We start from the raw sequence: 10,739 nt of genomic DNA on the forward strand, positions 1-10,739 counted from the left end.
CTTAGAACCAGACTTCGGCCTGCACGCCGAAGTTCAGCGTATCGGTGTCGCCGCTGCGCGAGTAGCTACCGGCGGAAAGGGTATTGGTGCTCCAGTCGTAGTTGCCGTCCAGCGCGTCGGACACCCCTTTATCCCACTTCGCGTAAGTCACGAAGAAGCGCAGCTGCGGGCGAGTCCAGAAGCCTGAATCAAAGGTCAGGGTCGGCGCGATGGTCACTTTAGTCAGGCCGCCTTTGCCTTTGCCGTCCACGCCTTTGTAGTTTTTATCGTCGAGATATTCGTAGCCCAGCTCGTACTGCATGGCGAAGTTTTTGGTGATCTGCTGGTACGGGCGAATCCCCGCCACCCAGCTGGTGCGCCCCCAGCCTTCGGCGTCTTCCGTCCACCAGCGGTAGTTTTTGTCTTTCTGATAGTAGGCGAACGTGGAGATTTCCCAGTCGCCGAGCGAGGCCATGTTATCCAGCACCACGCGCCAGGACTGGGTATCGTCGAGGTTTGCCCAGCCCCAGCCGTTTTTACCCAGCGAGTCCCCCGCCGCCAGGCCGCGCCCGTACTGGAAGACCACGCGAGAGTAGCCGCCGGTCAGGCCGTAAAAGCCGTCAAAGTTGTAAACGCCGGTCACGCCGTAGCCCTTCTCCGCCGAGGTCGGGTGCTTCTCGTTGCGGTTCATGTGGTGGCCAATCAGCTCAAGATCGAAGCCGGTGCCGCCGATCTTTTTCAGCCACAGGTTGAGCGAGTAGTCATCCGGATAGCCCTGATCGCCTTTGTCGACCGGGTAGGCTTTGGTTTCATCCGTCGGCGAGAAGGCGTAAACCCCGGCATCAAAGCGCGCGAAGCCGAGATCCATGTTGTCGAAGCCGCCGCCGGTACCGTTGTACTGAATGTACTCCCAGTCGAACTGGTGGCTGGAGGTGTTGGAGCTGCTGTAGCGCTTACCGGCCCAGAAGGTCATTTCCGGGGCGAAGTCGAGGTTTGACAGTTCGGCAAAACCTTCACGGAACTGCACATCATGCCCGTCGTCATCCTGACAGTTCCAGTCTGAGGTACATTTCGACTGATGGGTAATGTTGGCCTGGACTTTAGCCACCACGCCGCTGTCCGAGGTTAACGTCACCGTCGGGATCAGTTCGATCTTGGTGTCCTCTTCGTTGCCCAGACGCCACTTGCCGTCCGGCATCAGGCCAACGGAGTCGGCGCGGTTACCGTCGGCGTTGGCGAGGATCCCCGAACGGATATAGCCGTGGAGCATAAAATCGTACTTCGGATCGGCGGTGGCGCAGTCGCTCATCACCGCGAGGGCGAGTAAAGACAGAGGTATTGAATGATTTAGCCTGATCATTTTTTATCCTTGGTTATTTTTTTATTAACACTGCCTGAGAACGGGAGGAAATTTACGGATCAAAATTGGAAATGTACATCCGTTAATGGAAAGCGCTTTCCGTAATTGCCGGATGAGTTCACAAATTTAACGATAGCGGACAAATATTCGTGATTTAGATCACATCTTTAAGCGGAAATAAAAAAGCCCGCGCGCGGCGGGCTGTGGCAGGCAGGGGAAAAGCTTAGCGTTCGGCGTCGGCGAGCTGCCGTTCATAGACTTTGAAGAACGGACGATAGAGCATCCAGGCATTAAAAATGGCGAACAGGCACATGCAGAGGTTTTTCCAGCTGCCGTTGGCTGACCACGCCGCGCCGAGCGGCGCCGGCATCGACCACGGCAGCATCGCCACCGCCCGATCGAGAACCCCAAGATGGGTTAAATACCAGGCGATACAGGCGTTTATCAGCGGTACAAAAAGAAACGGCAGCAGGAAAACCGGGTTCATGATAATCGGAAAGCCGAACAATATCGGCTCATTGATGTTAAACAGCGAGGGCAGCAGGCCAATTTTCCCCACGCTTTTCAGCTGCCGCGAACGGCTGCGCATCGCCATAAACACCAGCGGCAGCGTCGAGCCGATGCCGCCGATCAGCAGGTAGAAATCCCAGAATCCCTGCAGGTAGATATGCGGCAGCGTAGCGGAACCGGCGGCCAGCGCCTGCTGGTTTTCAAACAGATAGGTCATCCAGAACGGGTTCATAATCCCGGTGATAATCAGCGCGCCGTGAATGCCGACAAACCAAAGCAGGTTGCAGATAAATAAAGAAATTAATACCGCAGTTAGGGTATCGGACGCCACCACCAGCGGCCGCACCGCTTCGCTAATCAGCTCCGGTAAAATGCGCCCGGTGCTCTGCAGCAGCAGCGCGTTGATGACGCTAATAGAGAGCATCACCACCAGCAGCGGGATCAGCAGCTGAAAGCCGTTGCGGGTCATCACCGGCACCTCTTCCGGCAGGCGGATGCACCAGCCTTTCTTATAGAAAAAGCGCACGATTTCAATAGAGTAAGTGCTTGAAATCAGTGCGGTAAAAATCCCCATTCCGCCGAGGAAAATATTGGTCGCGCCGTTGTCGCGAAAGCCGATAAACAGCAAAAACGCCAGGCAGCCGGTCAGCCCGCAGAGCCGCTCCGGCAGCCGGTACTGCTTGGCAAGGCTGGCGCTGGCGCCGAAGGCCACAATCAGCGCCACCAGCCCGATAGTCAATTCAAAGGTTGGCAGCAGAATGGGCCGCAGCTGGAAATAGAACTGGCCGAAAGCCGATGCGCCGTTAATGGAAACGGGCGGAAACAAAATCGGCACCAGCAAACTTCCCACAATCACAAACGGCATCGCCAGCGCAAAGCTGTCGCGCATCGCCGTAATGTGGTTATTGCGCGTCAGAACGTTGGCCAGCGGCGCCAGCCGCTGCTCGATGATATCGACGGCAACATTCATCAACTGAATGTTCATAATCCTGCCTTTAAGAATAGAGGTGTCGCCAGGATGATCGCGCACTCCCGGGTAAAGTAAAAGCCCGCCATAGGTGATCGTGGTCACAATAAATAAATCCACAAACGGAAAGCGCTTTCCGTTTTATATCCGTTATGACTATAGTCGGCGCATCCATCTCATCAGGAGCGATATATGAAAAAGATAATGTTGTGCTGTTCCGCGGGCATGTCCACCAGCCTGCTGGTGAAAAAAATGATCGCCGAAGCCGAGCAGCGCGGTCTGCCGGTGGAGATCAACGCCTTTGGCGTCGCGGAATTCGATCAACAGGTCGGCCATTACCAGGTGGTCCTGCTGGGGCCGCAGGTGAAATACATGCAGAAAGATCTGCAAAAGCAGGCTGATAAATACGGTATCCGCGTGGAACCCATCAACATGATGGATTACGGCATGCAGAAAGGCGGCGCCGTACTGGATTTCGCGCTTTCCCTTATCGATAACAAAAACTAAGGAAAGATCATGAGCTCTCTGTACGCGAAGCTGATCGCCGTGATTGAACAGAAGATCACGCCTATGGCGGGGGCGATCGGCCAACAAAAATACATCACCTCCATCCGCGACGGTTTTATTACCGCCCTGCCCTTTATGATCGTCGGCTCGTTTTTGCTGGTCTTTATCTTCCCGCCGTTTTCCCCGGATACAACGTGGGGCTTTGCCCGCGCCTGGCTGCAATTTTCTCTCGATCATCGCGATGCGCTGATGCTGCCGTTTAACTTCAGCATGGGGGTGATGACGCTGTTTATCGCCGTCGGGATCGCCGCCAGCCTGGCAAAACACCACAATCTGGACTCGCTGACCGCCGGGATGCTGTCGCTGATGTCGTTCCTGCTGGTGGCCGCGCCGCTGAAAGATGGCCAGATCTCCACCGCCTACTTCTCCGGCCAGGGGATCTTCACCGCAATTCTGGTGGCGATTTACTCAACCGAGCTGTACGCCTTCCTCAAGCGCCACAATATTACGATCCGTCTGCCGCCTGAAGTGCCGGCGGGCGTGGCGCGCTCGTTTGAGATCCTGATCCCGGTGCTGGCGATCGTGCTGACCCTGCATCCGCTGAATCTGTTTATCGAAGCGCAGCTGGGCATGATCATCCCGGAAGCGATCATGTCGCTGGTGAAACCGCTGGTGGCGGCGTCCGATACTCTACCGGCGATTCTGCTGTCGGTGCTGGTATGCCAGGTGCTGTGGTTTGCCGGCATTCACGGGGCGCTGATCGTCACCGGGATTATGAATCCGTTCTGGATGGCGAACCTGTCGATCAACCAGGCGGCGATGGCCGCAGGCACCGCGATCCCGCATATCTATGTCCAGGGCTTCTGGGATCACTATCTGCTGATCGGCGGCGTCGGCTCCACCCTGCCGCTGGCTTTGATGCTGCTGCGCAGTAAGGCGGTGCATCTGCGGACGATTGGCCGGATGGGCGTGGTGCCGGGCGTATTTAACATCAACGAACCGATTCTGTTCGGCGCGCCGATCATTATGAATCCGCTGTTCTTCCTGCCGTTCGTGCTGGTGCCGATGATCAACGCAACCCTGGCCTACTTTGCGCTGAAGCTGGACCTGGTGAGCCGCGTGGTGTCGATGACGCCGTGGACGACGCCGGCCCCTATCGGCGCCTCGTGGGCGGCGAACTGGAGCTTTAGCCCGGTGATCATGTGCCTGATTTGCATGGCGACGGCGATGGTGATGTATCTGCCGTTCCTCAAAGCCTACGAAAAACAGCTGCTGGAGCAGGAGCACGCTAACGCAGCGGCCCAGGCCGAAAGCGCGCCGCAGTCCGCATAATTCATACTATTCAGAGGTTTGTCATGGAATTAGAAGAACAGGTAATGGGTATCATCATCAACGCCGGGCAGTCGCGTAGTCTCTGTTACGAAGCGCTGAGCTGCGCTAAAGCGGGTGATTTCGCCGCCGCCGACGAAAAAATGAAAGAAGCGGCGCATTTTGCCCGCGAGGCGCATTTGGTACAGACCCAGCTGATTGAGGCCGACGAAGGCGAGGGTAAAACCAAAATGACTCTGGTGATGGTTCACGCTCAGGATCATCTGATGACCTCGATTCTGGCGAAAGAGCTGATCGGCGAACTGATCGCCATTTACCGCTCGCGACCGCTGCACGCGTAGGGTTCCCCCCTATCCAGGGGAGAGGAGATGACGTAGCCCGGGTAAGGCGTTTACGCCGCGACCCGGGAAAACGGTAAATTCTCATGTCACCTGGCTGGCTGACTTCCCGGCTCGCGCTGCGCTTAGCCGGGCTACCTGAACTGCACGCGTAGCGGCCCGGGAAACCGTCGACCACAATTAAGGACAACCATGCTACATCTGGGTTTAGACATTGGCGGCACCAAAATGGAAGCCGTCCTGCTCAACGCGGCGGGCGAGTGCGTCTATCGCCAGCGCCGTCCGACGCATAAAGAGAGCTATCAGGCGTTTATGCAGCAGCTGCTCGGACTGATTGCGACCGTCCGCGACTGGAGCGAACGGCCGTTTACTCTCGGTATCGGCCTGCCGGGGGCTATCGACCCGCAAAGCGGCCTGATTAAAAACTGTAACTGTCTGGTGCTCAACGGCCACGACCTGCGTCATGACCTGATGCGGGAGCTCGCTCAACCGGTATGGATGGCGAACGATGCCGACTGCTTCACCCTCTCTGAGGCGGTAGACGGCGCGGGCGCGGGGGCAACCACCGTATTCGGCGTTATCATCGGTACCGGCTGCGGCGGCGGCATCGCGGTGAACCAACGGCTGCTCAGCGGGCCTAACGCCATCGCTGGCGAATGGGGACACAATCCTCTGCCGGGCTATTGCCCCGAGCGCGACGGCCCGGCGCAGCCCTGCTACTGCGGCAAAGAAAATTGCATCGAAAGCTTTATCTCCGGTACCGGCTTTGCCCGCCGCTACGGCGAGCAGGCGCCTGCGGAAGCGATTATCGCCGCCGCGCAAAACGGCGAACCGCAGGCGCTGGCCCACTGGCGGCATTTTATTGACGCTTTCGGCCGTAGCCTGGCGTCGGTAATCAATATCCTCGATCCGCAGGTGATTGTACTGGGCGGTGGGCTCTCCAACGTCGGGAAAATCTATGAGCAGCTGCCGTCGGCGATTGTCCCGTATCTCTTTTCCGACAGCTGCCGAACGCAGATCAAACAGGCCCGCTTCGGCGACGCCAGCGGCGTGCGCGGCGCGGCCTGGCTGCCGGTTCTGGCCAACGCTGAAGCCGGTCGGCGGTAGACACTTTTTTCAGCAGGTATGCTAAGCTAGGCGAAAATATTCAGACAGAAAATGCCATGCCAACCATTGATGATGTTTCAAGATTAGCGAATGTCTCCCGAGCGACGGTATCCCGCGTGCTGACCGGCACGCGGGGCGTGCGCGAAGAGAGCCGGGAAGCGGTGCTGCGCGCGGTAGAGGAACTTAACTACCGCCCGAGCTTTGCCGCGCAAAACCTCGCCAGTCAGACATCCAATCACGTGGGGCTGGTGATCCCGGCGAACGATGACAGCAGCGGCGCGCGCCTGCTGCCGATGCTCTCGCTAGCGCTGAAGGGGCTGAATAAAAACCTGATTGTTCAGTACGTCACGGATGCGGCGGAACAGGCGGCGGTCGTCGACGATTTACAGCGCCAGTGCGTGGCGGTGGTGGTGCTCGGCGCCGTCCCGGCGGATGCGCCGCGCAACGTGATCTCCTTTGACCGCTTCAGCATTGCCGGGGTCAATAATCAGGGCTACGACTACGCTTTTGCCACCGAAAGCGCCTGCCGCTACGTGATCGGCAAGGGCCATCGCAATATCGCGCTGCTCGTTGATAACGACAGCGATGACGCCAGCCGCCAGATGCTCGAAGGCTATCGCAACGTCCTGCAAAACTACTCCATCCCTTTTAACCGGCAGCTGATGCTGGCGGCCAACGATAACGTTGAACAGGCGCTGCTGACGCTGATTAACAGCTTCAGCAAATACTCGGTGATTATCGTGAAACGGGACCGCTACGCCGCCGAAGCGATGCGCCTGCTGCGCGAGTTCAACGTTGCCGTACCGCAGGAGGTCTCGCTGCTGAGCCTGGAAGATTCTCCCCTCGCCTCGCTGCTCAATCCGCCGCTGACCTGTATCTCCTGGCCGCTGGAGCAGCTGATGGAGAACTGCCTGCAGCGTATCCGCAACCTGATTGACGAGCGCCCCACCTTCTCTCCCGAAGGGCGCACGCTGGCGGGCCGCCTGATCCCCCGCCAGTCGGTGGCCGATCTCTCCTGATTTCAGCGTCCGGCCTTCCGCGTGGCCGGGCCTTTTCCTCTCCGGCCGCGGGTTCGCACGCTAATCATTCGCCTCACATCTAAATAAGAATTATTTTCATTTATAAATAGCTTGTGCTATATAACATAGCAATGGCTATAAATGATGATTAATTAACCACAACGTTGTGAGGGACCTTATGCTGCACCTGCCACCCCTGAAGCATCTGATGTTTGCCGCCACGCTGGCGCTGCTGGCCGTCGCCCCCGTCCAGGCAAAAGAGAAATTTAAAGTGATTACCACCTTCACGGTGATCGCCGATATGGCGCAAAACGTCGCGGGCGACGCCGCCGACGTCAGCTCCATCACCAAACCGGGGGCCGAGATCCATGAATATCAGCCGACCCCCGGGGATATCAAACGCGCGCAGGGCGCACAGCTGATCCTCGCCAACGGCCTGAACCTTGAACTGTGGTTCGCCCGCTTTTATCAGCACTTAAACGGAGTACCGGAAGTGGTGGTCAGCAACGGCATTCAGCCGATGGGCATCAGCGAAGGGCCGTATAACGGCAAACCCAACCCGCACGCGTGGATGTCGGCGGACAATGCGCTGATCTACGTCGATAATATTCGCGACGCGCTGGTGAAATACGATCCTGCGAACGCCGACGTCTATCGCCACAACGCCGAAGCCTACAAAGAGAAGATCCGCCAGACCATGGCGCCGCTGAAGGCGGAACTGGCGAAGCTGCCGCAGGATAAGCGCTGGCTGGTGACCAGCGAGGGCGCGTTCTCCTATCTGGCCCGCGATAACGGCCTCCAGGAGCGCTATCTGTGGCCGATAAACGCCGACCAGCAGGGCACCCCGCAGCAGGTGCGCAAAACCATCGACACCATGAAGAAAGAGCGGATCCCGACTATCTTTAGCGAAAGCACCATCTCTGATAAACCGGCGCGTCAGGTGGCCCGGGAGGCCGGCGCCCACTACGGCGGCGTCCTGTACGTCGACTCTCTGAGCGCCGCCGATGGCCCGGTGCCGACCTATCTCGACCTGCTGCGCGTCACCACCCAAACCATCGTCCAGGGCATCAACGACGGACTAAGGAAACAGGCATGAGTCACGAGCTGCCGGGCCTCGCGGTCAACAACGTCAGCGTCACCTACCGCAACGGTCATACCGCGCTGCGCGATGCTTCGTTTAGCGTCCCACGCAGCGCCATCGCGGCGCTGGTCGGGGTGAACGGCTCGGGAAAATCGACGCTGTTTAAAGCGCTGATGGGCTTTGTGCGCGTCGGAAAAGGCGATATTGCGATTCTCGGTCAGCCGGTTAATCGCGCCCTGCGGCAGAACCTCGTCGCCTACGTTCCGCAGGCGGAAGAGGTGGACTGGTCCTTCCCGGTACTGGTGGAAGATGTGGTGATGATGGGGCGCTATGGCCATATGGGCTGGCTACGGCGGGCCAAACCGCGCGACCATGAGATTGTCGACGCCGCCCTGGCGCGGGTCGGCATGAGCGAGTACCGCCACCGCCAGATCGGCGAACTCTCCGGCGGGCAGAAAAAGCGCGTGTTTCTGGCCCGCGCTATCGCTCAGCAGGGAAAAGTCATTCTGCTGGATGAACCCTTTACCGGCGTCGACGTGCAGACCGAAGCGCGCATCATCGAGCTGCTGCGGGAACTGCGCGACGAAGGCTGCACCATGCTGGTTTCCACCCATAACCTCGGCTCGGTAAGCGAGTTCTGCGACTACACGGTGATGGTCAAAGGCACCGTGCTGGCCAGCGGCCCGACGGAAAGCACCTTTACCGCCGAAAACCTCGAACTGGCGTTTAGCGGCGTGCTGCGCCACGTGGTGCTGAGCGGCGCGGAAGAGCGGATTATCACCGACGATGAGCGGCCGTTTATCAGCCGTCGGGCGGCGGGAGGCGAAAGATGAGCTGGCTACTGGAGCCGTTTGGTTATCACTATATGCTGAACGCGATGTGGGTCTCGGCGCTGGTGGGCGGGGTGTGCGCGTTTCTCTCCTGCTACCTGATGCTTAAAGGCTGGTCGCTGATTGGCGACGCCCTCTCCCACTCCATCGTGCCCGGCGTGGCGGGCGCTTATATGCTCGGCCTGCCCTTCGCGCTGGGGGCGTTTCTTTCCGGCGGCCTGGCGGCGGGCAGCATGCTGTTTCTTAACCAGCGTTCGAAGCTGAAGGAAGACGCGATTATCGGCCTGATCTTCTCCTCTTTTTTCGGTATTGGCCTGTTTATGGTGTCGCTGAACCCCACTTCGGTGAATATCCAGACCATTATTCTCGGCAATATTCTGGCCATCGCCCCGGAGGATATTATCCAGCTGGCGGCGATTGGCTCTATTTCGATGGCGATTCTGCTGCTGAAGTGGAAAGACCTGATGGTGACCTTTTTCGATGAAAACCACGCTCGTTCCATTGGCCTGAATACCACCGCGCTGAAGCTGCTGTTCTTTACCCTGCTGGCGGCCTGTACCGTGGCGGCGCTGCAGACCGTCGGCGCGTTTCTGGTGATTTGCCTGGTGGTGACGCCCGGGGCCACCGCCTGGCTGTTGACCGACCGCTTCCCGCGCCTGCTGGCGATTGCCGTCGCGATTGGCAGCCTGACCAGCTTTTTCGGCGCGTGGCTGAGCTACTATCTGGACGGGGCGACCGGCGGGATTATCGTCGTCGCCCAGACGCTGCTGTTTTTAGCCGCTTTTGTTTTCGCGCCGAAGCACGGCCTGCTCGCCAGCCGTCGCCGCGCCAGGGAGGCCTCATGCTGAGCGCGCTGATTGAACCTTTCCAGTTCTCCTTTATGGTCAACGCCATGCTGGTGGCGGCGATCGTTGCCGTCCCCTGCGCGCTGCTGTCGGTGTTTTTGGTGCTCAAGGGCTGGGCGCTGATGGGCGATGCCATGAGCCACGCGGTTTTTCCGGGCGTGGTGGTGGCGTATATCCTCGGTATCCCCTTCGCCATCGGCGCGTTTATCGCCGGGTTGTTCTGCGCCATCGCCACCGGTTATCTCGACGATAACAGCCGCATTAAGCGCGATACGATCATGGGCATCGTATTTTCCGGGATGTTTGGCGCGGGCCTGGTGCTGTACGTGTCGATTCAGTCGGAGGTCCATCTCGATCATATTCTGTTTGGCGACATGCTGGGTATTTCCGCCAGCGATATTGCGCAAACGTCGCTGATCGCGCTGGCGATTGCGCTGATAATCGGGTTTAAGTGGCGTGATTTTCTGCTGCACGCCTTTGATCCGCAGCAGGCGAAGGCCAGCGGATTGCGCTGCGGGCTGCTGCATTATGGGCTGCTATGCATGATTGCGCTGACCATCGTGGCGACGCTGAAAGCGGTGGGGATCATTTTGTCGATTTCGCTGCTGATAGCGCCGGGGGCGATCGCTCTGCTGCTGACGCGGCGTTTTGTCAGCGCCCTGCTGCTGGCGGTGGCGATAGCGTTAAGCTGTTCGCTGGGCGGCGTGTGGCTGTCGTTTTATCTCGACAGCGCCCCGGCGCCGACCATTGTGGTGCTGTTTACCGTTCTATTCGTTATCGCGTTTATCTGGACGTCGGTTCGCGATAGTCAAACCACGGCTCGTTCCGGCGAAGCCCCGGGTCGCGGCTGACGCCTTACCCGGGCTA

The 10,739-nt window shown here is 58.7% G+C and carries 11 protein-coding genes; 9 read left to right on the forward strand and 2 right to left on the reverse strand.

Translation table 11 applies throughout. The annotated features are described in order from the left end of the window. Position 1 precedes the first annotated feature (1 nt). Together ABLU88_RS25535 and ABLU88_RS25540 are read right to left on the reverse strand one after the other, a co-directional pair. On the reverse strand, positions 2 to 1,339 hold the full coding sequence (locus tag ABLU88_RS25535) for a carbohydrate porin (RefSeq protein WP_049101999.1): 1,338 nt from the start codon (positions 1,337 to 1,339) through the stop codon (positions 2 to 4). 223 nt (positions 1,340 to 1,562) lie between these two features. Further along, the gene (locus ABLU88_RS25540) at positions 1,563 to 2,834 is read right to left on the reverse strand and encodes a PTS transporter subunit EIIC (protein ID WP_025106460.1); all 1,272 of its coding nucleotides are present in this window, start codon (positions 2,832 to 2,834) and stop codon (positions 1,563 to 1,565) included. A gap of 174 nt (positions 2,835 to 3,008) precedes the next feature. Between ABLU88_RS25540 and ABLU88_RS25545 the strand changes: the two genes are divergently transcribed. From ABLU88_RS25545 to sitD, 9 genes are all read left to right on the forward strand, one after another. After that, positions 3,009 to 3,323 (forward strand): PTS sugar transporter subunit IIB, encoded by a 315-nt coding sequence (locus ABLU88_RS25545; protein WP_004104871.1) that lies wholly within the window; start codon positions 3,009 to 3,011, stop codon positions 3,321 to 3,323. A gap of 9 nt (positions 3,324 to 3,332) precedes the next feature. Continuing rightward, complete coding sequence (locus ABLU88_RS25550; RefSeq protein WP_128910206.1) at positions 3,333 to 4,655, forward strand: PTS sugar transporter subunit IIC; 1,323 nt, start codon at positions 3,333 to 3,335, stop codon at positions 4,653 to 4,655. A 23-nt stretch (positions 4,656 to 4,678) separates the two neighbouring features. Continuing rightward, positions 4,679 to 4,993, forward strand: coding sequence for a PTS lactose/cellobiose transporter subunit IIA (locus ABLU88_RS25555; protein ID WP_014226542.1), 315 nt, complete (start codon positions 4,679 to 4,681; stop codon positions 4,991 to 4,993). Between the two features lie 189 nt (positions 4,994 to 5,182). Further along, positions 5,183 to 6,097 (forward strand): ROK family protein, encoded by a 915-nt coding sequence (locus ABLU88_RS25560; protein WP_348838450.1) that lies wholly within the window; start codon positions 5,183 to 5,185, stop codon positions 6,095 to 6,097. Between the two features lie 56 nt (positions 6,098 to 6,153). Further along, on the forward strand, positions 6,154 to 7,116 hold the full coding sequence (locus tag ABLU88_RS25565; RefSeq protein WP_004124158.1) for a LacI family DNA-binding transcriptional regulator: 963 nt from the start codon (positions 6,154 to 6,156) through the stop codon (positions 7,114 to 7,116). Positions 7,117 to 7,294: 178 nt separating this feature from the next. Next, on the forward strand, positions 7,295 to 8,212 hold the full coding sequence (locus tag ABLU88_RS25570) for a metal ABC transporter substrate-binding protein (RefSeq protein ID WP_109241305.1): 918 nt from the start codon (positions 7,295 to 7,297) through the stop codon (positions 8,210 to 8,212). Further along, positions 8,209 to 9,030: a manganese/iron ABC transporter ATP-binding protein gene (locus ABLU88_RS25575; RefSeq protein ID WP_014226545.1), complete on the forward strand. Its 822-nt coding sequence runs from the start codon at positions 8,209 to 8,211 to the stop codon at positions 9,028 to 9,030. The genes ABLU88_RS25570 and ABLU88_RS25575 overlap by 4 nt, the downstream gene beginning before the upstream one ends. Then, complete coding sequence (sitC, locus tag ABLU88_RS25580; protein ID WP_014226546.1) at positions 9,027 to 9,875, forward strand: iron/manganese ABC transporter permease subunit SitC; 849 nt, start codon at positions 9,027 to 9,029, stop codon at positions 9,873 to 9,875. Before ABLU88_RS25575 ends, sitC begins: the two co-directional genes overlap by 4 nt. After that, complete coding sequence (gene sitD, locus ABLU88_RS25585; RefSeq protein WP_116280422.1) at positions 9,869 to 10,723, forward strand: iron/manganese ABC transporter permease subunit SitD; 855 nt, start codon at positions 9,869 to 9,871, stop codon at positions 10,721 to 10,723. Before sitC ends, sitD begins: the two co-directional genes overlap by 7 nt. The last annotated feature ends 16 nt before the right edge of the window (positions 10,724 to 10,739 follow it).

The organism is Klebsiella sp. GW_Kp182 (assembly GCF_040062275.1).
GTDB lineage: Bacteria > Pseudomonadota > Gammaproteobacteria > Enterobacterales > Enterobacteriaceae > Klebsiella > Klebsiella michiganensis.